General features: G+C 49.6%; 16 protein-coding genes. 8 read left to right on the top strand and 8 right to left on the bottom strand.

Going from position 1 to position 23,785, the window contains the following annotated elements; all coding sequences use genetic code 11:
* Window positions 1-72: 72 nt before the first annotated feature.
* The 8 genes from ACKC9G_RS16775 to ACKC9G_RS16740 form a co-directional block, all read right to left on the bottom strand.
* Window positions 73-1,095, bottom strand: a complete 1,023-nt coding sequence (locus tag ACKC9G_RS16775; protein WP_411407515.1) for a hypothetical protein — start codon at window positions 1,093-1,095, stop codon at window positions 73-75.
* Window positions 1,086-5,177, bottom strand: coding sequence for a hypothetical protein (locus ACKC9G_RS16770; RefSeq protein WP_411407513.1), 4,092 nt, complete (start codon window positions 5,175-5,177; stop codon window positions 1,086-1,088). The genes ACKC9G_RS16775 and ACKC9G_RS16770 overlap by 10 nt, the downstream gene beginning before the upstream one ends.
* Window positions 5,177-5,794 (bottom strand): DUF4123 domain-containing protein, encoded by a 618-nt coding sequence (locus ACKC9G_RS16765; RefSeq protein ID WP_411407511.1) that lies wholly within the window; start codon window positions 5,792-5,794, stop codon window positions 5,177-5,179. The genes ACKC9G_RS16770 and ACKC9G_RS16765 overlap by 1 nt, the downstream gene beginning before the upstream one ends.
* Window positions 5,795-5,801: 7 nt before the next feature.
* Window positions 5,802-6,236: a PAAR domain-containing protein gene (locus tag ACKC9G_RS16760; protein WP_411407509.1), complete on the bottom strand. Its 435-nt coding sequence runs from the start codon at window positions 6,234-6,236 to the stop codon at window positions 5,802-5,804.
* Complete coding sequence (locus ACKC9G_RS16755; protein ID WP_411407507.1) at window positions 6,229-7,203, bottom strand: hypothetical protein; 975 nt, start codon at window positions 7,201-7,203, stop codon at window positions 6,229-6,231. Before ACKC9G_RS16755 ends, ACKC9G_RS16760 begins: the two co-directional genes overlap by 8 nt.
* A complete protein-coding gene (locus ACKC9G_RS16750) occupies window positions 7,196-8,308 on the bottom strand; it encodes a hypothetical protein (protein WP_411407505.1) in 1,113 nt (370 codons plus the stop codon). Before ACKC9G_RS16750 ends, ACKC9G_RS16755 begins: the two co-directional genes overlap by 8 nt.
* Window positions 8,308-10,116, bottom strand: a complete 1,809-nt coding sequence (locus tag ACKC9G_RS16745; RefSeq protein WP_411407503.1) for a type VI secretion system Vgr family protein — start codon at window positions 10,114-10,116, stop codon at window positions 8,308-8,310. The genes ACKC9G_RS16750 and ACKC9G_RS16745 overlap by 1 nt, the downstream gene beginning before the upstream one ends.
* Before the next feature lie 61 nt (window positions 10,117-10,177).
* Window positions 10,178-12,340, bottom strand: a complete 2,163-nt coding sequence (locus ACKC9G_RS16740) for a serine/threonine-protein kinase (RefSeq protein ID WP_411407501.1) — start codon at window positions 12,338-12,340, stop codon at window positions 10,178-10,180.
* A 366-nt stretch (window positions 12,341-12,706) separates the two neighbouring features.
* Here ACKC9G_RS16740 and tagH point away from each other — a divergent pair, with 366 nt between their 5' ends.
* The 8 genes from tagH to tssA are packed head-to-tail and all read left to right on the top strand — an operon-like array spanning window position 12,707 to window position 23,722.
* Entirely contained in the window at window positions 12,707-14,278 is a 1,572-nt protein-coding gene (gene tagH, locus ACKC9G_RS16735) for a type VI secretion system-associated FHA domain protein TagH (RefSeq protein WP_411407499.1), read from the top strand.
* A gap of 58 nt (window positions 14,279-14,336) precedes the next feature.
* Window positions 14,337-14,798, top strand: coding sequence for a type VI secretion system lipoprotein TssJ (gene tssJ, locus ACKC9G_RS16730; protein ID WP_411407497.1), 462 nt, complete (start codon window positions 14,337-14,339; stop codon window positions 14,796-14,798).
* Between the two features lie 51 nt (window positions 14,799-14,849).
* A complete protein-coding gene (tssK, locus tag ACKC9G_RS16725; RefSeq protein WP_411407495.1) occupies window positions 14,850-16,181 on the top strand; it encodes a type VI secretion system baseplate subunit TssK in 1,332 nt (443 codons plus the stop codon).
* Between the two features lie 30 nt (window positions 16,182-16,211).
* A complete protein-coding gene (gene tssL / locus ACKC9G_RS16720; RefSeq protein ID WP_411407493.1) occupies window positions 16,212-17,543 on the top strand; it encodes a type VI secretion system protein TssL, long form in 1,332 nt (443 codons plus the stop codon).
* A gap of 32 nt (window positions 17,544-17,575) precedes the next feature.
* Entirely contained in the window at window positions 17,576-21,130 is a 3,555-nt protein-coding gene (tssM, locus tag ACKC9G_RS16715) for a type VI secretion system membrane subunit TssM (protein ID WP_411407491.1), read from the top strand.
* Window positions 21,112-21,798, top strand: coding sequence for a type VI secretion system-associated protein TagF (tagF, locus tag ACKC9G_RS16710; protein WP_411407489.1), 687 nt, complete (start codon window positions 21,112-21,114; stop codon window positions 21,796-21,798). Before tssM ends, tagF begins: the two co-directional genes overlap by 19 nt.
* Window positions 21,799-21,838: 40 nt before the next feature.
* Window positions 21,839-22,597 carry a Stp1/IreP family PP2C-type Ser/Thr phosphatase gene (locus ACKC9G_RS16705; protein ID WP_411407487.1) on the top strand — a complete coding sequence of 253 codons (759 nt, stop codon included), beginning with the start codon at window positions 21,839-21,841 and terminating at the stop codon, window positions 22,595-22,597.
* A gap of 30 nt (window positions 22,598-22,627) precedes the next feature.
* Window positions 22,628-23,722 (top strand): type VI secretion system protein TssA, encoded by a 1,095-nt coding sequence (gene tssA, locus ACKC9G_RS16700; protein ID WP_411407485.1) that lies wholly within the window; start codon window positions 22,628-22,630, stop codon window positions 23,720-23,722.
* The last annotated feature ends 63 nt before the right edge of the window (window positions 23,723-23,785 follow it).

Raw genomic sequence — 23,785 nt, 5'->3', positions numbered from 1 at the left:
AAATATTGATATTATGCATTTGTTAATGTTGAAATACAGGGGATGCATTGCTGCATCGCCCTCGTGTGAAAATTATTTAAATGACCAGCCTACAGGGAAATAGTTGATATCTTCTACTGTTTGCAACTTTCTGCTTCTTTCCAGTTGTTTCTGCTCTGCCCACTTAGCGTGGTCAATAGCTCGTGATTGAATATTTTCTAGGTCAACCCCTTCAAAGCTCTCAGGATGCTCCTCCATAATATAATCTGATACTCTTACGGTATTTTTTTTCATAGAGTATTCCAGCATATACATGTACTCATACTGCTTTAGCACATCACCAGAAGTATGCTTCTCTACGTATGATAGAAATCCCCCCATATTACCACCGCCATTTGCTTCAGCCAGTTTATAGAGGTCGATAATTTCTTGTTTATATTTATTTTCATCAAGACTTTCTAGTACAAAAGCCTCATTCATAAGAGCGGAAGGATCTCCTTTTTCTACATAAGGCTGTAATAGCTTCTTAGCTTGTGCTATCGTTTCTTGATCTCTATCAGCTATTTTATCTTTTACTGCTAGAAACCACATGGATAATGCTTGGGAATTTCCCATTTCAATAGATTTGAATAGCAGTTCTCTTTTCTTATCCGCTGCATAAAAGGGAATATAAGAAAATAAATCATTAGTCGTTACGGAGTAATAGTACATCGCTTGTGAATCATTATCTTCAAAAGCGAGTTTTTTCCACTGCGCTCGAGCCTTGTCTCTCCAGCCACTCCTATCCTCATCACAATTTCCCCAGTATTGACATAAAGTATCGCTACCAAGGCTCCACATCGCATAGGGGTTACCTGCTTTCGCTGAGTCTTTAATATATTCTAAAGATGTGCGCGCATCCGACATTACCTGATTCTCTTTAAGTAGGTAGGCTACCCCATTAAGATAATCCGTTAGTGGATCGTGAATACTATTTTCTTTCGTTAATTGAACGACTTTCTCGAGATCATTTCTTACATAGGCATCGATAACTTTCTCTTTAATTGTTATGTTGTCTGCAAGTAAATTGCTTGAAAAAGCTAGTAAAAGAAGGCTGAGTATTAATCTCATTGCCATTTTATCTCCTCTGCATACTCGGGTATCAGTGTTAGTCTTTTTCTATCGGATATGTCGGTGCCAATTTTGTTCATGCTTGTATAAAGGAGTTGTTTTCTTTTAACCATTGTTTCATCTTTATGGTTAATATAAGCAACCCATTGAAAGTATGTGTAGTCTTCTTTAAAGGAGCTATTGTAACTTCTAGTGTGGCCTTTAAAGATATCTACATAAGTTTCACCAGGTATAGGAGTTTCAATAAGTGATTTTCTTTTGCTGCCAAACTCTGCATCAGTATTTAGACTTAATAAAAGATTGGTTACTTGCGTATCATCCAGTTCTTGTGTTGCCTCAAAGAAGTCAGAAATACGTTGCCAGTTATCTGCAAATTGCTGATGCTGGGTAAAAAAATCATCGCTTTTAGTTCCATCATCATTGCAGCGAACTAGAGTTTCATAAAACTGCCTTTCTGCAGCGGTTTGTGTTTCAGTTGTGACCCAATTAATCAAAGTCCATATGGCATTACGTTGGTAGATATTGTCTAATTTCTGACGGGCAGTGAAATCATATTTCTCATCGAAAATATGCTTTATTCCTTGCACTCCGTCATTAATAGTAACGTCTTGTTCAGAAAGAAGCACATTGATAATTCTACCTTTAACTTCTGGAAGTAAGTTCTTAAACCATTTCTCATTATCATTATTTGCTTTTTGTATGATAAATCGTGCAATTTGTGGTGCATGTTCTTGCTTCAATCTATACTTCACAAACATATTTAAAGCATCAAAGCCCATTAGCGCTATTTGGCTGATTCTAAGGCCTGTAATGAGAAATGCTGTGGCGATATCACATACCACTTGGTATGGATCCTCAACTCCTTTATTAACTGCTGCAAGTAGCTTCTCTTTGTCTTCCCGTTTGTAGATGGAGTAGCGTTGTATAGAAAGTACTCTTGTATAGTCTGCCCTGGCGACAATACTGCATATTAAGTTGATAAGCTTTGAAATATGCTTGAGATTGACTTCTGTATGAAGTTTTCCAGAGCCGCCGGTAAATCCGAAAACTGCTCTAGCGGCTAATAGAATAATAAACCTACCATTAAAAACAGTAATCGCAAATTCACCGGAAAGACCAACGCCAACGTTATACTTCAGTTCGTGTTTAAACTCAGCTAGCGTTAACCACGGAATATCAGCAGGGTTCTGTTGAGTGGAGTCTTCTGGGGGCTGCCATAAAACTTTGCCAGATATAGCTCCTCCAAATTCAATACCCGCAAATAAATTAATCCTAGCTTCTACTAGTCCTTTATCTGCGGCCTTATCTCCAAGAGCATCTTGCGTTAAGCTATCTGGAGCTTTTTGGGTAGATACTTTGCCTGCGACCCTGACATTCTCTTCTTGATCTGCGCGCCAACCTGGCTTTAGTTGGTCGGCCTTAATAGGAGTCTCCCCTCTAATACCATTTCGGCCGGTACTATCTGTACCTATACTTACTCCGCTTGAAAGAGCTAAGCTGGCACCCGCATAGCCTCCAACTGTAATCTCCAAGTAAAATTGGAGATTACCAATCTCAAACGTTTTTACTTCTCTGCCCTTAACTGGTTTGTTATCAGGCCCCATTTCCCAGCGTACAGCCTCATATACAATAATAAATCTGCAGTAGTCCGTTTCTTCTCCTTTTGGTGGCCATACACCTTTTAATGTCATCTCCCCCCTCAATGGCTCCCACTTTTTCTCATGTTTGTATGCAACAGGATTTTTTACAGCATCTACAGCACCTGAAAATAAGGCGTTTTTAATGTTATTTTGCGCAATTGCATCGTCTACTTTACTAATACTAAGATTATCCCATGTTGTTTTTTGGGTATAACGTATAAACTGTGCTTCTAGTGACTTCTTAAAAGATCTGCCAATAATCTCTTTGACATATTCTGATGAGGCTAATTCTTTACAGACAACTTCATCAAATTTTTCATCATACATAAGATTGGCTTTCTGATTTGGAAGCAGTTTGTTATCTTTATTTTCTTCTAAAGCAGATAGAGTTTCTTTTAAACTAACCTTCCAGTTGTATTGAAGGTTTTTTCTACGTCTTTTAGAGGGTGGAACTGAGTACCCCTCATTATCATATGCTGAAATCTCGAGAATTTTATCATCAATCGGTGTCGCATTATTTAAATTAAATTTGGATAGAATACTGTTTCGCACAAAGTTAATCTTGGCTTTTGTGCTTAAGCGATAGCACTCTAAAACTGTAACATGCTCTTTCCCATAAAGCTTGCCAGAGTCATCTGTAGATATGCCAGATGCTGAACTTATATTCCACTCAGATTGATTCCAAACTAGCTGTAGTTTACTGTTATGAGAATTATCAATTTTGTCTTTAGAACTACCCATCCATCTTGCATCAAGAGCATTGTAAATAACTTTTCGAGTGGCATTTTCTTTAATTTCTTCGAGGCGGCTCTTTGCTATGCGTTTAAGAAGCAGGGTTGCCTCTAAATCGGTGGTGTTAAATACGGCACCATAAAGGCTTTCCATTTCTGCGGTGTCTTTTTTTATTTTCTTATCTAGAAATTTTATAAGATATATACAGATAAAATAGCCGATGATTTCACTTTTAGGCGGTGACCAGCTTTCTTCTTCTGCTAGCTTCGATACTGTACTTATTTGATCGCTATAAATCTTCTCACTATCAGTATCACTTATAATTTCTAGCTCGAGTAATATTTTTCTAACGGTTTCATTTGAGATGGTATCTTCATCTCGAAGATAGCTGATGATTTTTTCCTTTGAAAAAAAGCCGTCAGTTTCAATAAGAGATTTTGGTATTTTCCAGTACTCTTCTACTGATATTACTTGCTCGGGAATGATTATTCCTAAGGTATTTAATACAAAAGAGCTCTCGATAAATTTTTTCCAATATATTGATGATAAAAAAACGTTTTCTGATAACGTAGCAACCTTTTCAATATATTCTTCTTTGAATTTATCAAAATTTCTGCCTTGATATTTTTCAGCGATATCTCGCCAAGACTCCATAGCTGAAGAGGATTCTTTTATTGCTGAGCTTTCACTATTTAGGCTGGACGCATTTTCCATTCTATGAAAAAGTGAGCTGCGTGCTTCATCGATTTCGCCAAGACTAACATGCCTTTTCTTTTCTTCCTTAGTAACTATCTTGTCTTGGTACTCAACTAAGCCAAGGGCCTCAGCCTTCTCAATAGCTAGCTCTTTATATTTTTCAGAAGTTTTCTTTAACTTTGATACATATACTGCAAGAAATCTTCTGCGCTCACTTGCTAGACTGAGTTCAAGAGCAGTTTTTGGAACTACTATATTTTTATTTTTTTTCTGTTCTTCTTTCTTTTTATTGATCTCTTCAATATTTTCTTTTTCAATGACTGAATCCTTCACTACAGAGTTATAGTGTTGGATGAGCCATTCTTCTTTAGGCTTAAACGCTTTTTCTAAAGTTGATGGTCTGAGCGGGTCAACAACATTGTTATTAAAGTCGTCCAAAGCTAGACTTAATGAAATCTCGTTTTGAATATACTTTTCTCTTTCATTTTTATCGTCAATCAGAAAGGCGTATTCAAACGGCTTGAAAATTTCAAGTATCCCAAGTTCTTCTAGCTTTTGGAAAGTTTGCTTCCTATTTTCGTCAGACTGCTCTGTTCTATAACTATTCATTGCTTCTTCTAGAAGCTTTTCTTCTTTCTCAAACTCTTGCTTGGTTTCGTCATTGAGTAGAAACCAAGCAGATTTCACTCCGCCAGATTTTTTAGGGATACCTGGAAAGTAAACAAGATCAACATAGTCTCCAGGCTTTGAGCAAATTAACTCTTTAGGATCAACAGGTGTGACCTTTGGTAGTTTTATCTTTCCCGGATCTTTAAGGTCTATTACTTCGTCAGGTTTGATCTCACCATCAAAAAATACTGTATTAAAATCACGGAGTGTATCAGTGGAAAAGTTGTAAATATCTTGAAGACTGACACCAACTTTATCGGCGAGTTCTTTAATGGCATCGATAGGATTGACTTCACTAAAATCTTTATCCATATCTATAGACATATTGGATGTGTTAGTGTTCCCTGTCATTATTTGTCCTTATCAAAATCGTTTAATATTTCAATATCTTTTTGGCTTAACTCGAACCATGCAGTCTTATTTTTTTGCCTTTTTTGTTCAGGCTTATGAAGTATCCAATTCCATACTTGTGCTTGATCTAAATGATTATTGGTCTTCCATATCCAACGCTCTGCAGGGCCAAGTAAGGAATGTATTGATTCTTCCGGAAGTGTACTGATCCAGTAGCTGAGTAGCTGTGGTGAGTAAAACCTAAAAAGATTCTTTCTATTTTTATCTCTTACAAAAACCAATGACCTTAAATGATCAACGATCTCATCAAAACTGCAATGATATGTGATGAGTACTGTACTACTTGACCAAATTGCATTTTGGTTCACAAAACTTATTAATTCGCTTTTTTCATATAAATCGACAACTACAGGAGCTATTGATTTATATTCTTCTGCTTGTGTGTTCTCATATAAATTTTCCCAATTTAGCTGATCTTCAATTTGGGATATTTCATTTAGCCAGTGATCAACCCTAGCGGTATCTATAACGAGACAGATATTCGAGTGGCTATCTAATTTCAGATCGAACTCATCACCCATTGGCTGAAAGTCATGAATAATAAAATTGTCGGCCATAGATCAGTTACGCACGACAAGGGCAGACAGGGTCATTACACATTTCTATTCTTCCATCTCGCTGGCAATACTCTACTCGCGATAAATCACGTCGGGCTAACTGGACTATTTTTCCCCCTTCAGACGGGTAGCCCCCTGAACTGGCATAGGTTTTATCGCCAATCATGACGCTACCATTACCTTGGACGATAACACCGCCATGTACTGTTCTATCACCCATTCGTGCGGCCGGTTTGCCGTTGATGAAAACGGTCGCGGAGCCAGCGGCGATAGCATCGGGTGGGGCATTGCAGACCAATTTGTCGCCTACGCGTGCTTGGGGCAGACCACCGGAAAAGACATTTGAAGAGCCACTACTGACAGGTCCTCCTTTGTGAGGTGTCTTGCCTCGTTTGGCTGGGCAGGTGTGATGGTGTGATGAGGTTGCTGCGGGTTTACCCATGATCATTCCCTGAATTGGTCATATGCGAAGTAGCAGCTGTAGTGTCTTCGAGATATTCCCAGACTTGTACGGCCCTCCAGCTACTGAAGCTTTCCGAATTTATGAGTAATGCGTTTTTCAGTAACCGGTTTTGTAGATTTTGCTGCTGTTGCCAAAGGAGTTTTACTAGCCCTTCCATACAGCCTAATTCACCCAAGGTTTTAAAAGGTAGGATCATCTCGGGGAGATCGGCCTGATTACTCCATGCGCTATGAATTAGCTGCCCTTTCTCTTCATCATCAGTGCCAATGCTATTCGCTGCATAGACTAGGCTACGTCTTGAGGTATTTTCACTGATCGAATTAAAAGCTTTCTCACAGAGTAAGGAATGAGCACTTACCTCGATTTGTGAGTCATGCTGGTATTCCAGATGGCTGGTGATATACCTCAGACCAGTGGTTGAGGGCTCAAATAGGACTGCCAGTGAGCCTTCACAATAGTGCTGCGAGAAGTCTACTGGACGGTTGCCTTTAGGTTGAGGGCTGTCCGCAGCAATCACTAAGACTTTTTGTCCTTTGTCCAAGTAGTCTTTCAAACGCTTGCCAGCAGCAGCAAATGCGCAGTTGCCTTGTTGGTATACGTGTAGGCGAGAATAGTTCAGGATGAACTCTTGGTCAGTGAATGGCCTGAGCCCTTCGGTTAATCGCTGGGGAGATGTCGCTGGTAATAGTGCGAAGACCGGTATATTGCTTTCACAAATCTCGTTCGCGATTTCTATGAGAGGCTTTAATAAGTCTTTCAGACGTGCCGTTTGCTCTGCGGAGCTGGATGTCAGGCTTTTGCATAGTTGATACGACTTACGGCCAAAAGGAATCTGAGAAGACTCCGCCTCTCTGGCAAAGTCCCCAGTGATGGGAAATTTTTTTAGATTACCTAACTGAAAATGCAGTGTTTTCAAGTGGACGGCTGGCAAGGAAGAGTCATGCATCGTCGTCACCCATAAATGCATTGACTAAATATTCTTTTTTCAGCCTATTGGCCTGCTGATGCCAGCAATGGGAGAGAGCAAAGCGGTGGCCTTGAGAACCTCGGAGCCATATCTGATCCTGATGCGCAGGGTCCAGCAGATTCTGGCCAGCCAGCAGGTAGGCGCCATCACGACGTTTGAGTGTGTTAAGCCAGCGTTCAAAGGGGAGCATGGTATCTCCCCACAGCTCTTGTTGATCATACATATCGTCATCGATTAAAAACGACAGGACTTCTGCGGGTGGTGAGCTATTGTCAGACATAAGCCAGATGTGATGCTGAAGGCCAATAAATTCTTCAATCTCCTCCAGTTCATACAGCTCATTATCCCAACGCGATAGCCACTCTTTATCCAGAGATAAATACCCAAAGTGCTCGAGGCTTTCCGGGTTTTTGATGACGGGAAGCTCGTCGTCCTCTTTGTAATCACGCTGTTTCAAACGTGCTACACAACGTTCAGAGAGCGCGTTGGCGCCGATGAGAACCTGCAGCTCTTCGATATCAAAGTCATTAATTGAGGACGGGTCTTCAACCAGCTGGTTTACGCGCGCGAGTAGACTGTCATAGCTGTGCTCCCGCATTGCCTGTTGGCGCCACTCCTCATTTTTAAGTGCGGGCACCAGAATCATCTTCTGGAACCAGGCGTAGCAGAACATGAGGGATTCCACTTGCCAGGCGACCGGCTGAACACCGAGCCCAGCCTGTAAGTGAGCTAAAAGCCGGTCTCGTTTGGGAGACTCCCGCTCTTCAAGCCCTTGCAGAATAACGCTGTTTTCATAGCCGTGTAGTCGCAGCCAAAGCTCTGTCCAGTAAACAGGCTCGCCATAACTCATGGCGTCTGCACGTGTGGTCAGTGTCGAGATAAAGTCAGTCGGGATGCTGGTGGCAAGATGGGACAGCCAGTCAGGCCAGTCTTCAGGGAGGCGCTTACCAAGGTAGGGAGTCGCAATCTCTTTGAGAAGCAGCAGGATCTCCTGGTCGTAGTGACGGAGATCCCGTGCCGTGACTAAACGATTATTGGCTGCGGACGTCCGTAAATGCAGCCTGTCGCCAAGCAGCCCAATCATCAGTTCAGATTAATTTTGCCGGCGATCTTGGTGATCTTACTGGCTTTTTCAGTCGTGTTATTGCCTTCAAGGGTGATGGTGCCATCACTTTTCATGGTCAACTTTGAGCCACCCACTTCCAGAATGATTTCACTACCGGCTTTTAGCTTGAAGACTTTGCCGACGTTCAGTACATCGTTATTACCAATGTTGGTTTCACGATCAACACCTACATCTGTCAGCATGTTATTTTTGACCAGCTCCTGCTGATCTTTCTCTGCCTGAGTGTAGAAGAGCTCTTTGTCCTTGAGATCTTCAAAGACCAGACCGTTGTAATTATCCATGCCGCCGCCTTTGGAGCTACGGCTGATAATTCCGCTCTGGGTTTTACTTTCTGGCAAAGCTACAGGATGGTTATTAATGCGGTTATAGACACTGCCGATGATCATTGGCTGGTCGGGATCCCCCTCCAGGTATTGGATGATGACTTCATCATCAATACGCGGAAAGAAGAAGACACCGCGGTTATCTCCCGCCCAGATTTGGGCAACTCGAACCCAGCAGGAGCTGCGCTGCTCTAGATCCCAGTGGAAGCAAACATGAACGCGGCCATACATGTCGATATGGATTTCTTCACTGCCATCACTATTGGCTTCGGCAACCACGCGTGCTGTTTGCAAGCCGTAAATACGTGGTAAATGGTTAGGGAAATCATCGCCATTGATCAGACGAGGGCGATAGATCACGTCGCTGGGCAGCACTTCGATCCGGTTGCTGTAATTATCGCCTTCCTGTCCCTGTTCACCGATGTTATCCGCTGAAGAGGCCGTTATGTCGATCGCCGTGATCACATAGTTCTTGCCCACTTCGCGTTCATCTTCATGGCGTTTAAAGCCGAAGATGCCACCTGGATGGAAAGAGCGACAGTTACTCTCGCCCGAACCATTGCGCTGGTCATATTGCAGCGCCTCGAGTTGAGTCTGTGCTGTGATGCTGGGGCGAGCAATGTTCTCAGCCTCGGCGATGTACTTATAGACTTCCGTAACGCCCTGCTGGTCGGCCTGAGCCGGGTTTTCCTGTAATGCACGCGGGAGTGTATCGGGAGCAAGGAAATTATAACCCTGCTGACGAACTTTTCCGCTGGGAATACGGTCAACACCGCTCCAGACAAACAGGTGGGATTCGGCCAGGTCGCCGGTGAAGTAGGCAACGTCTTCTTCCAGACAGGGAACATACACCGTGGTGTCATCTGCCATGACTAGCGTATGAGTGCTATCGGTATGCTCAAAGAAGAAGTAGATGCCTTCGTGTTGCAGCAGGCGGCAAACCAGATTCCAGTCGCTCTCGCCATACTGCACTTTGTAATCGAAGGTGGGGTAGCTGCCGCTGGTGCGGTCATCAAACTTGACGCTGTGCTCACCCAGCACCTGCTTGACGATCTCCAGCGGGGTCATCTGCTGGAAAATACGATTTTGCTGACGTTGTGTCAGGAAAAAAGCCTGGGGGCGAATCACCAGATCGTAATCACGGTGCACTTCATCCAGGGCTTCAGCCGGGGTTCGCGAACCACGGGAGATGACTTCGATAACGATACCGTTGTAGGCCTGTTCGCCTACCTTGCCGATATCAGCATGAACGGGAATATTGATGGTGACCGGTGTGCCCAGTAGCTCGTTGGGATCAATTTCCATCGAGTTGGTGTGCACATGGGCCGTCATCAGAGACAGCTTGGACAGGCCTTCGCGAATATGCACCTTGTCGAGCATCAGGCTGTCCTGGCCTAATGTCGTGGTGATGAAGATGTTCTTGTCCGATTGGGTAGCGTACATGCTTGCGTCCATTGCAAGGTGGCAATCCCCGGCCACCTGAAAATGTCAAAAGTGCGTTCTGTTACTGGTGCTGACTGTCGATGCGGTCGGCCTCAGAGAACAGTTTTTGTGCATCACGTAACTGGTTGGCATCGACCAGCTGGTTCCCTTGCTGGCGATAGGTTTCCGCTAACTGATGCCACAGGGCCTGAGCCGGTTCGAAGTCTTCCGGTACTTCCCGGGTCAACTCTGCCAGTGCCATTTTGGCTGTTTGCAGGGAAGTCGAGTCGGCGGCAGAAGCAATCTCTTCCGAGAGGGCATCGACCCGATCCTGCAGGGCAACATCGGCAGCCGAGTAGGGGAATTCGACTTTCTGGCCGGATTCCTTGGCCGTGTTATAGGCCTCCATGGTCTGCTTCGCCTGCTGGACCTCGTTAACCTCGGTCACACTCTGATCAACCTCTGGCATACCGGCGAAGAAGACTTCCCCGACTTTGCGCAGCGTATCGAGCTCAGCATTATTCTCACCTTTGGACAGCGCGGTTTGCATCGCTGAGGTGTAGGTTTCCGTCGCTTTGGTCGAAGGCAGCGGCTTGTAATCGCGATTCAGCTGCTGCAGGCCCTTCAGGTGATCCATCAATGCTGCGTAATCCTGCGCGGTCTGATACTTACCTTGCTCAAGCATGGTGTTGAGCTGATCATCCAGTGCCTGAGTGCTACTCAGCCAGCTTTGCTCAAGTGTCGATTCCAACGTCTGCAGACGAGCAGAGTCAGGGAAAACACCCAGTGCATCTTTGACCTTATCGGTCACCGCGTAATAATCCGGATAACCGGAGTCCTGCTGCTTTAACGCCGCCTCAACCTGAGAGTCGAAGTAGTCCAGGATGGCTGGACGCTGGCTTTGTACATAGCCAAGCACTTCCGTGCGATCTTCCGCATTGGCGCTTTCCAGTGCATCCAGCAGCGTGGCTGCATCAGCTCCTTTCAGGTAATCCAGTTTATGGGTTTGTGCGATTTGCTGATCCAGAGTTCCCAGTTTGTTCTGATAGTCCTGATACGCTTGCTGGCCCGCGTACGCCGCACCTGCCAATACCACGACCACTGCCGCAGCAGCGACAAACTTGGGCGCAGAGGACTTTTTGTCCATGTTTTCAAGAATTTGCGCTACCTCTTTGGGGCGCTTGTTATTCTCGAATTGCAGGCCGTCCTTGAGTGCAGACCATTGCTTGCCATTCAGGTGTGCGGGCTTTTCTGCCTTCACTTTTTCTGCACGTGCTTTGTCTGCAGGTTTGCGCTGGTACGGATGCTTGCTGGTCAGCAGTTCATAAGCGATACAGCTGAATGAGTAGACATCATCACGATGGGTAGGCATCGCGCCTTCAAGCAGCTGCGGACTGGCATAGGCAGGGGTGTAGCCCTGTACCGGAGCCGTCGCTTCGGGGTCTGGTGCCGCGTAGATATCTTTGTGTAGCGGGTCATCACTGGCGACACCGAAGTCCAGCACTTTGATCAGGCCCTTACGAGTCAGCATGATATTGCTGGGCTTGAGATCCGCATGGACAACTCCCTGGGATGAGGCGTAGGCCAGGGCTTCAGAAATCTGGCGCAGAATCTTCATCGCGCCTTCGTAGTTCAGACCCCGCGGGCGAGAACTCTTGATAACGGTATCCAGCGTCTCGCCATCCAGCCATTCCATGACAAGATAGGTGCGTGGTGCAGTGCTGTTAGCAAGGCGCTCCTGGCCAACGCTGAATACGCGGATAACATTGGGGTGAGACAGCTGTTGCGATTTGCGGGCCTCGGCAATCAGCAGGTGTTGCGCCTGGGGATGTTCCAGCAGATGCGGCTGAAGAATCTTAACGGCAACATGACAGTCCTTGATACCTTCACTTTCTAGTAAAAGATCGCGCGCGCGGTAGATATCACACATACCACCACGGCCAATCTGGTCTTCCAGCAGGTAACGGTTCTCAAGCGTTGTGCCTTTCAGCTGATTGTGGCTGCCGGTTTCAGCGCCCACTGGTGTTTCCAGCACTTGAGTTGTGTCAGAGAAAACAGTGGTCATGTCGGCATCATCGGTGGCTTCTGAGGAAGTCGCCGAGTGTGGTGCCGTGTCAGCTGAGGAGGTTGCCTTGACCTTCGCTTCCTGTGTTTCAGGTGTCGCAGTCTGAGGAGTAACCTGAGCGGAAGTCTCTTGGTTAGTGGCTTCCGAGTCGGTGGAAGATTCCGAAATGACCCTGTCCATGTCGTCTCGCTGTATAGCAGTAAAGATAAATCACCGGAGGCCCCTCCGGCGTGGAGTGCGTAAAGTACATAAAACGCTCTATGTAAATCAAGGATAAGTTTTGTAACTTTAATTGTCTCGCCGTCTTGACTTGGCGCATCGGTCTGCGTAACTTTGTCGCCCCAATTGAGGGATGAAACAGACTGCTACATCCCCTCCGAACCTGAGAACGTGCTGCCTGCGGATGTTTTTCAATCCCGCTGCGGTACGTTTTTTTGTTGCTAAATTGTTGATTTTGCACAGATTCGGCGGCGTAACGTACGGCTAGATAAGTTGACACGCCAGTTACGTATTGAAAGTTGTAATGCAAGGAAGGGGCGCCTGCACATGGACATGGAACTTGAGCTTTCCATTAAGAGCTATCACCGACTGACTCCCGATCAGGAGTCCGTTAAGGTCTTTGGTCCGCAGGGCGGCACCATCGGTCGTTCCGAAAAGGCGGACTGGTACCTGCCTGATCCGGCCCGTGTTCTCTCTGGTATTCATGCCAGCATCGAAAAAGACGGTGACGGTTTCGTCGTCACTGATATGTCCACCAATGGTTTGTTTATTAATCGTAGCGTTGATGCGCTGGGTAAAGGCAATCGTCATGTCCTGCAGGACAAAGACATGCTGCAGCTTAACGATTACGACATCGAAGTGGCCTTGCGCCAGAAAGCCCGTGTTGCTGAGCCACTGGTCGCAGCGCCCATTGCAGCACCTGAACCCAAGCCAGAGGCTTCGGTTGCCCCTGTTGCGGCACAGATGGCAGAGCCGGAAAGCGCGGCTTTTTCAACCTCTTCTGCAGGTATTCGCGGGATGAGCCAGTTGGGATTGCAGGATCACTTCCCCACGCCTCAGGGGCATGCTCCCGCGGCAGGTAACGGCACACAGATCCCTGAAGACTGGGACTGGTTAGCGGAACCTGAGCCTGCACCTGTTTCCAACCGTTTTGATGAATTCCTTCGTGATGAGCCGGTGGCAGCGCAGCCTGTTGCGCCAGCGCCAAAGGCTGAACCTGCGGTCGTTAAAGCGCCTGCTCCTGCGCCTGTTGCAGAGGTGGCTGCTCCGGAACCTGTTATTGCTCCTGAACCGGTTGTCAAACCTCAGCCTGCTATGCCTGAGGCGCCAGTCTTCGCACAGCCCGAACCGGTGGCAGAAAAGCAACCTTTGCCTGTTGTGGAAGTGCCTGTGGATGCTCCGCCAGTTGAGCCTCAACCTGCTGCCAAAGCACCAGAGCCTGAAGTCAAGGTGGCTCCAGCGCCTCAGTCTGTGAAAGCGCCCGCTCCTAAAACTGCACCTGAAACACCCTCGACAGTTGATGCCGCTACAGAGCTGGCTGCGCTGAAAGCTTTTGTTCGTGGTTTGGGGATTCATCCTGATATGGCGCCGGCGGACCATGACCCACAGTGGTGGGAAACCGTGGGTGGAGCCACTCGTCAGCTGCTGGAAGGCTTGCTGATTGCTCTGCGTGAGCGTTCACGCTTCAAGAGTGAGTTCCGTGTTAACCAGACGCAGTTCCGTGCTGCCGAGAACAATCCACTCAAGTTCTCTGCCAGTGTTGAGGATGCCGTGCATAACCTTTTCAACCGTCGCTCCAGCTCCTTCATGAGTGCTGAAAAAGCCATTGCCGATGCCTATGCAGATATCGCAGGCCACGAAAAGGCCTTGCTGCAGGGGGTTGATGGTGCGGTGAATGGTCTGCTTCGCCAGCTGGACCCTGAAAGTATCAGTCAGCGTCAGTTCAAGGAAGGTATGTTCGACAAGTTCAATCCGGCACGTAAGCAGGCCAATTACTGGCAGCTCTATACCGAGTTGCATGAGAGCCTGATGGAAGACTCTCGTGGTCGCCAGCAAAGCTATCTGGATGACTTTATTCAGGCCTATGAAACGGCAGAGCGTGCTCCTCAGGGGCATTAATCACTTTTCAGTTAAACGCATGAAGTTCAGGGAAATGCCAAGAGGAAGCCAGGGGATCATGACCATTCTGCGCAGCATGTTGTTGGCCATTGCCACGGTTGTCGTTCTGTCCGGTTGCGGAACGATGAATAGCGTTGTGCCTCCTTCTACCGATCTTGAGTTCAACGTTGCCAAGGACGTGAACCCTGATCCTAACGGACGTCCATCTCCGGTGGTGGTGCGTGTTCTTGAGCTTAACTCTCGTAGTGTCTTTGATTCACAAGACTTTTTTGCCCTTTATGACAATCCTGAGGCCGCTCTGGGCGAGGATTTGTTGAGTAAGGACGAGTTGGTTTTGGAACCTGGCGAGGAAAAATCCTACGAAATGCGTCTGGATCGTAAAACGCGTTTTATTGCCGTAATGGCCGCCTATCGGGATCTTGAGCATTCGCGCTGGCGTGATGTGGTGGTGGCCGATCCGGAAGGCTACGACAGCTTTGATGTAAAAATCGGCAAACTGTCGATCTCCATCAAAGACTGATTCCACGGTCAACGTTTTATCAGTACACCGTAATACCTCGGGGAAACAGGGATGAGTCAGTACAGCAAGGTAATGTGGAGTGAAGGGATGTTCCTTCGCCCTCAACATTTCCAGCAGCAGGAGCGTTACTGGGCAGATCAGTTAGGCGGCTTGCAGGGCCTTCTTCATTCCTATGGCTGGGGTGTGCTGCAGCTGACTCTGGATGAGGGCATGCTCAACCTTGGGCAGATTGCGCTGCGCGAAGGCGAGCTGATTCTGCCTGATTTCACTGTCGTGCGGATGCCCGGTAATGATCCGTTGCCAGAACCCTTTCTGGTGGAGTCTGGTGTTCGTGATGAACTGGTGTATCTGGCTGTGGCGGCGGACAAAGCCTACGGTCTGAACGTTGGCATGGGTGGTAAGCAGGAAAGCATCACCCGTTATCACTGGGCCGATGAAGATGTCATCGACAATTCTGTTGGTCAGGAAGCCAATGACACCCTGCAGGTGGCAAAATTATCCATGAGCTTCAAGCTGGGTAGCGAAGACCTGAGTGGTTATATCGCGATCCCGGTGTGTCGCATTCGTGAAGTCAGTGAAGAGGGCGTTATTCGCCTCGATAAGCGATATATCCCACCGAATGTGAGTGTTTCCCACAATCCTATTCTGACCAGCATGCTCAAAGAAGTGATGGGCATGCTCAAGCAGCGCGCCGATGTTTTGGCCGCGCGTCTTAGTCAGGGTCAGGCGGCTGCCAGCTCGGTAGCGGATTTTCTTCTGTTACAACTGCTCAACCGCTTTGAACCTGCGCTGACGCATTTGTCGCATCTTCGCCTGCTGCATCCTGAGCGTCTTTATAACGAGTTACTCTGTCTTGCCGGTGAGCTTGCGACCTTTGTCAGTGATAACAAGCGTCCGCCTGCATTGCCTCGTTATCAGCATGAACAGCTGACAGAGATTTTTGGCAATATTCTGGTTGTGCTGAACCAGTCCCTGAGTACCGTGCTTGAGCAGGCCGCTACTCAGTTGACAATGACTGTCAGTCGTTTTGGTATTCGTGTGGCAGAACTGCCCGACAAAAAATTGCTGCAGGGCTCTTCCTTCGTCCTGGCGGTGCGCGCCGACATCAAAGTCGAAGAGCTGCGCAAGCGCCTTCCTGCCCAGATCAAGATCGGCCCGGTCGAGCTTATCCGTACGCTGGTCAACAACCAGATCCCAGGTGTGCCTGTGGCCCCCTTGCCTGTTGCACCTCGTGAAGTGCCTTATCATGCCGGCTATCACTACTTCCAGCTAGAACAGGCTGGAGAGTACTGGGAGCGTCTATCGACCAGTGGCGGTCTTGCCATTCACCTTTCCGGCGACTATCCCGCCCTCGATATGGAACTCTGGGCCATTTCCGGTTAATCCCGGCTCGGTACCAGAAGGAGATCACGGATGTCAGATTCAACCATCATTAAACCGCGCCCCGGTGGCCGCTTATCTTCCAACGAGCGTACCGCCGCCCGTCGTGGTGATTTCACCTCCCCTATGGGGTCGGATGATCGCACGGTGCTTCAGCAAAAACCGGCAGCCAGTGCGCGAGTTCAGAAACTACCGACCCTCGAAGATAACCCGCTGGTGGACTACGCCGGTCCGATGCTGTCTCTGGTGAGCCACCTTCGCCGAGTAAGCCATCACGCAGATGTCGAATCACTGCGCCTGCGTTGTATCGATATGATCCGCGAGTACGAGCAAGCGCTGCGCCAGCATGATATCGCTACAGAACAGCGTGAAGCCGCTCGTTACTGCATGTGCTCCTTCATCGATGAGGTTGTGCTGAATACCCTTTGGGGTGAGCAGTCGAGCTGGGCATCCCACAGTTTGCTGTCGACCTTCCACAGCCAGACCTGGGGCGGTGAGCATTTCTATTCGCTGCTGGATGATGCGCTGAAACAGCCTGCTGGCCATGCGCAGATGCTGGAACTTCAATACCTCTGCCTGAGCCTTGGCTTTATGGGCAAGATGCGAGTGGAGCAGCAAGGCCAGGAGAAACTTGAACGGTATCGTGAGCAGTCCTATCAGGCGCTGAAAAGCCTGCGCGAAGAGCGTGACAAAGCGCTGACGCCAAACTGGGAAAGTGCTGTACAGAAGCGCGAGTCTAACCTGCGTTCCGGCATTCCTTTCTGGGTTGTACTGGCCGTTGCCTTTCTGGCTCTGCTGGGCATCTACATGACCTTTAGCTACCGCCTTAGCCAGGAGTCCAATGGCTTGTATGCCAATTTGGCCTCGCTGGTACCGACGCCCGTAGTGAAAGAGGCAACTCCTGCCCAGGCTGAGGAAGTCGCCGAGAAACGTGATGAAATCGATGTACTTCGTCAGCGTCTGCAAACCGAGATTGATCGTGGCCTAGTAGAGATTTCTGCGATGCCTGATCGCACACGTATTACCCTCGGTTCCGAGGCCATGTTTGCCTCTGGCAGTGCGGATATCAAGGAAGCCTTCATGCCGATCCTGAGTAAGATCGGGACGGTGCTGGAAGGCACGGAAGGACGCATTCTGATTACCGGTCACACGGATAATCAGCCTATTGCGACCAGCAAGTATCCCTCCAACTGGCACCTGTCGCTGGCGCGAGCCACCGAGGTGTCCAATGTGTTGTCCAAGAGTGCGAATCTGCAAGGACGTCTGTGGCCTGAAGGCCGCGGCGCTAACGAGCCGCGTTACGGTACGGACACGCCGGAAGAGTGGGCGAAAAATCGTCGCGTCGAAATCGATCTGCTGTATTGATCGACAGGCTAAGGTGTAAGGAAACTCCCGTTATGACACTTCGACAATTTGGCCGATCTACGTGGAATGTAATGACTTCCCGCGTGTTTCTTAGCGCGATCGGTATTCTCTGTCTTGCACTGCTGATCTGGTTTGGTGGTCCGTTAGTGGCGATCGCCGGCAGCGAGCCTCTCGCCGGTGTGCTCAGCCGTTCGTTGGTGATCGCTGCCATTGTTCTGTTGTGGGCCATTTTCAGCATTGTCGGCTATCTGAGCCGCAAGCGTCGTGATCAGGCGGTTGTGCAAAGCCTGGTGGAAGGCGAAGACGAAGGTGCCGCTCAGGATGAGCACACTCGCAAAGAAATCGAGACTCTGCGCGATCGTATTTCCCGCGCCATGGAAGTGCTGAAAAAGACTCAGCTCAGCAAAGGCCGCAGCATTTATGATCTGCCCTGGTACATTCTGGTTGGACCTCCCGGCTCCGGTAAAACGACTGCGCTTCAGCATTCAGGCCTTGAGTTTCCGCTGAAAAAGGAAATGGGCCTGGATTCACTGCAAGGTGTCGGTGGAACCCGTTACTGTGACTGGTGGTTTACCAACAAGGCCGTATTGATTGATACCGCTGGCCGTTACACCACTCAGGACAGCCATGCTGAACATGATTCCCGTTCGTGGCTGGGCTTTTTGGGCCTGCTGAAAAAGTTCCGTCCGCGCCGTCCGGTCAATGGTGTGTTAGTGGCCATCAGTATTGCTGATCTGATCAGCAAAACGCGTACCGAGCGCAATTTGCACGCCCGTGCGATCAAGCACCGTATTCAGGAGCTTAAAAATCAGCTGGGCATGAATTTCCCGGTCTACGTGCTACTTACCAAATCGGATCTGGTGGCGGGTTTCTCTGAATTCTTTGCTGAGTTGACACCGGATGAGCGTGAGCAGGTCTGGGGTATCACTTTCAACATGGAAGCGGAAGACCCTGAAAAAGGCGTGGTTGGCGAGTTCAATAAAGAATTCCATGCCTTACTTAAACGCCTGAATGAAATGGTCCCTGAGCGCTTGCGCGTTGAGCGCAACATGGAAAAGCGTGCGGCTATTTTTGAGTTCCCGCGTCAGATGCGTCTGCTGCAGTCCGCTGCCGATGATTTTCTTAAGGAAGTGTTCACTCCGAATACCTTTGAAGAAGCGCCGTTATTGCGTGGTGTCTATATTGTCAGCGCCACACAGGAAGGTCGTCCCATCGAACGCGTCGTTTCGCAAATGGCTGCAGGTCTGGGTTTGCAGGATGTGCAAACGCGTGAGCAGAACAGTATGGACGGGCGCAGCTACTTTGTGCGTCAGGTGCTGGAAGGTGCCATTTTCCCTGAGCAGAACCTTGCTTCAACGAACCAGTACCATGACCGCCAGAGCAAATGGCTGTTGCGTGGCTCCGTGGCGGCATCGGTCGCGCTACTCGCAGGTGGTGGTTATCTGTGGTGGAGCAGCTATAGCTGGAACGCTAACCTGATTCGTACCGCGGAAGCATCTGTGCAGCAGTATCAGGGCATGATGGATTCACTGGGCGATAAGGACATCAGCGACCGGGTTCGCCAGCTTAGCCAATCTCTGGACTCTCTGGCGAACCTGCCTGCCGGCGTCAATGCCGTCGGGCTGGATGGCGATGAGGTACGCGGTTTTGGTCTGTATCAGGGCGACAAGCTCAATCAGCCAGCGACAGCGGCTTATCAGCGTGCACTTCAGTACCAGTTTGTACCTCATCTGAATCAGGCTCTGGTCAGTGAGATGCAGGATAACCAGGACTACCTGGAATACCTGTACGAGACTCTTAAAACGTACCTCATGTTGTACCAGCCCGAGCACCGTGACGATGGGCAGATCAAAAGCTGGTATGAGCTTTATCTGAGTCGCAAGTTTGATGGCGAGCAGAACGAGAAAATGCGCGCCTCCTTGATGAATCATCTGAACAATCTGCTGGCCATGAACGTGCCGATTTCCGGCATGGATGATCAGGCCGTTGCTGATGCCCAAACCGCCCTGCAAGGCATGTCCCTGTCGGAGCGCGCCTACCAGCGTCTGAAAACGGAAACGCAGGATAGCCATATCCCGTCTTTCCGATTGAGCGATGTGCTGGCGTCTCAGAGTCTTGGAATTATTGAGCGGGCTGATGGCAAACCGTTGCAGGAAGAGATTCCTGGCCTCTTTACCTATAACGGCTTCCATGGTCTGTTCCAGGTTGAAAGCAAGCGTATTCTGAACCGTTTGACCGCTGATTCATGGGTGTATGGCAACCAGTCAGATGTGGCCGCGATGGACCCGGATGTACTGCAGGAGCAGGTGCGCCAGAAGTACTACAACGACTATATCTTCCAGTGGCAGTCGCTTCTGTCACAGGTTCGTCTCAAAAAGTTCAACACCATTGCCGAAGGGGCTCATATTGCCCGCGTGCTAAGTGGTCCTGAGCAACCGCTACAAAGCATTATTCGTGCAGTACAGCGTAATGTTGAACTTACCCGTGTGAATACTGACGGTCTGGTGAATAAACAGGCGGCGGAAGTGGCGGGGAAAGTCGCTGAAACCAGAACGAACCGTCTGACACGCTATCTGCCAGATACGCCGATTGATCAGATGAAAGTATTGCCAGGCAAGGAAGTCGAGCAGGCGTTTGGGCCAATTCTGGCCTTTGATGATGCGCAGATGAGCTCACTCGAAGCCCAGCTGCAGCAGATGTACCGCAACCTCGATAATCTGGCGAATGCTGATGGTAGCGACAAAGCCGCGTTCCTGTCGCAGATGGACGGCAAAACCAGTAAAGAGCTGGGCAACATTTTCAAGGACATCCAGCGGGAGATGCCTGGTGACCTGGGAAACTTACTCGGCCCTCTGAACACCCAGTCTCAGGAACTGGCAAAAGAGGGGGCCAAGTCTCATCTCAATGATATCTGGAAGTCTCAGGTCTACGGTGAGTTCCGTCAGGCGCTGAAAGGTCGCTATCCGCTACAGAGCTCCAGCAAGAAGGATGTCACGCTCAAGGACTTTGGCCGGTTCTTCGGTTATGGCGGCACCATGGATCGCTTCTTCGAGCAGTATGTCTCACCTGTAGTGGACACCTCGGGTGATCACTGGAGCTTTGAGAAAGATATTGGCATGTCAGACAGCAGCCTGAAGATGTTTGAGAACGCACGGCGTATTCGCGACTCCTTCTTCGAGCCAGGCTCTCAGGTGCCCAAGGTGGAGTTCTCACTGGAGCCGCGCACGCTGGATCGTGATGTCATTAGCTTCCTGCTGGAAATTGATGGACAGCAGCTGTCTTATCGACACGGCCCGACGCGCCTGAGCAAGTTCAGCTGGCCGGGGGATGGCAGTCAGCAAGGAGTACGTCTGGTCTTCACTGAGCCTGACTCTGGCAAGACTATTACGGATAACTATCCCGGTGCCTGGGGCTGGTATCGCATGCTGGATGCACTGGCGGCGCAGCGTCATGCCACTGTACGAGACAAACAGCTGGATATCAGTATCAAGGGCTATACCGCCAGTGTCGAACTGGTACCAAGCAGTGTGTATAACCCGTTTTGGAGTGCTGAGCTGAGGGGGTTTGAATGTCCAACGACGCTGTAAAGGGTTACGGCTATTTTGGCAAGGTACCCTTTCGCGGGGACTTTGTATCGGATCGTCTGGGCCAGGGCCTGATTGAAAGCTTTAACGACTGGATCCAGGCGGGCATTGCCGTCAGTCAGGAACAGCTACTGGATAACTGGATGGAAGCCTATCTGACGGCCCCTGTCTGGCACTTTGCGTTGTCCCGTGGTGTTGTGGCTGATGATGCTGTGATCGGCAGTCTGATGCCAAGCGTGGATCAGGTGGGTCGCCATTTCCCGTTTATGTTGGCGACCACCACGGCTCTCACTCCGGCGCGTGCCTGGAGTCAGCGGCAGTGGAGTGATCTCACCGGTGATCATTTACTGCGTGTACTGGATGATGGCCAGGAGCTTTCTGACTGGGTGGGTGGGCTGGACAGTCTGCAACTGCCGGTAGCGGTCGAAGGCTCTTCCCTGAAGCCCCGTGGTGATTTTGGCAAACGCCAGCTGGCGTGGGAGGCAGGCGCTGCGACCGCCAATGATGAGCTGCTGCATCCGCTGCTGCGTCATCAGTATCCCCGCTATTGCCTGTGGTGGACACAGGGCTCAGAGCTGGTGCCCGAGTCTCTGCTGATCAGCAGCGGCTTGCCACAGGTCAGCCAGTTTGCTGCCATGATTGATGGCCAGTTCGAGCACTGGGGGTGGTAAGCAGATGATGGCACTTGGCTCATATACCGGAGCGTTACCCATGGTGAGCTATGCCCAGACCCACGTGGGTCGGGTACGGGATCACAATGAAGATGCCTACCTTGAGATGTCGGAAAAAGGACTCTGGGTGGTGGCGGATGGCATGGGTGGCCATGCTGCTGGTGAAGTTGCGAGCCAAATGGTTGTGGACACGCTGGAAATGGAGCTTGGCCACATCCCCCGCAACAGTCTTACTGCTCAGCATGTCAGTAATGCGATCAAGGCGGCTAATCGCAGCGTTCATGATTACGCCTCCCGGGTTCTGCAGGGTAAAACCCTTGGCTCTACCGTGGTGGCATTGCTGGTGAATGGCAACGAATTTCATTACTGCTGGGTCGGTGATAGCCGAGGCTACCTGTTCCGGCAAGGTCAGCTGCGCCAGATCACGCGTGATCACAGCCAGGTTCAGGATCTGGTGGATGAGGGCATGCTGGACCAGGAAGAGGCCGAGCACCACCCGCTGGCGAACGTGGTCACACGCGCTATCGGTGGTCAGACCGAAGTCGATGTGGACGTGATTAGCGGTACTTTGCAGCCAGGTGATCTGTTTTTATTGTGCAGTGATGGCCTAAGTAAGGAACTCAGCTTCGATCAGATCCACAAGATACTTAATACCCCAAGTGTCGTAGATGCCTGTATGGCATTGACGCACTCAGCACTGGTCAACGGTGGTCGGGATAATGTGACCAGTGTTCTGGTGCGGGCTTTTGAGCAAAGCCCACAGGTTGAAGACGCCACGGTTCCCGTGTTGCGGCGTTAATGGAATTAAGAAGCAGGTTAGAGCCCGGATATGCTGGATATTGAAACCCTATTGCAGCCCGTGAGTGAAGAGCAGCCTTCAGGTACTGATCCTCGTCTGGATGTATCGCCTGCTTCACCTTACTACCAGCTGAAAGATGTTCGTAATCAGGCGCGCGCCGAAGAGCGTAATGCCATGATTGAGGATGAGCCTCTGCAATCCTGCGCCTCCCTGTGGCAACCGATTATTGATCAGGTGCCAGCGGTGCTTATGGAGCAGGGCAAGGACCTTGAACTCGTTGCCTGGCTGATCGAGGCGATGGCTCGTCAGCACGGTTTTGCCGGACTGACTCATGGCTTTCGTCTGGCCGAGCAGATGATTGCCCGCTTCTGGGACGGGCTCTATCCGTCAGAGGATGAAGATGGCCCGGAAACGCGAGTGGCGCCGCTGATTGGCCTGAATGGCTATGACAATGAAGGCGCGCTGCTGATGCCCATTAACAGCATTCCGTTGACCGATATGTCAGCAGAAGGTGCCTTTGCCTACTGGGAATACCAGCAGGCACAGGATATGGAGCGTCTGGATGATGCGAAGAAAGCCCAGCGCATCAAGGCCGGCAGCGTTGATCTTGAGACCATTCAGCAGGCAGGAAAGGAAACCTCGACGGCCTTCTTTCAGGAGCTGCACGCCCAGCTGTCAGCCTGTCAGGTGGCTTATGAAGCGATGGTTCAGGCGATTGATAATGCTGTAGGCAGCCCGATGCCGAGCTCGCGGATCAGCAAGCGGCTTGAAGAGTGTCAGGCGGCCATGCGTTTTCTGGCCGGTGACCGTCTGAAAGTACAGGTCGTTGAAGAAGCGCCTGCCGAGATCACTGATGAGGCTGCTGGCGATGATCCGCAAGCGGCGGCTGCCGCACCTGCTGCTCTGACCCAGCTGCAGCATCGCGATCAGGCCATTGATACGTTAATGAAGGTTTCGGAGTTCTTCCGTAAAACCGAACCCCATTCGCCGATGTCGTACGCCATTGATCAGGTCGTACGATGGAGCGAACTCAGCCTGCCGGAGCTCCTGCAGGAACTGATAGCAGACAAGGATGCCCGAAACGGCTTTTTCCGCCTGACGGGTATCCCCTCTGATAACCCCTGACATCCAAGGCCGTTAGCCTGGAAGGGGCGAAGAGACGCGGTGACTGGATAATTTTAATGATAG

It is taken from the genome of Pokkaliibacter sp. CJK22405, assembly GCF_046614695.1.
Classification (GTDB): Bacteria; Pseudomonadota; Gammaproteobacteria; order Pseudomonadales; family Balneatricaceae; genus Pokkaliibacter.
The sequence above is the reverse complement of the archived record's forward strand: the minus strand, read 5'-3'. Positions and strand labels throughout refer to the sequence as shown.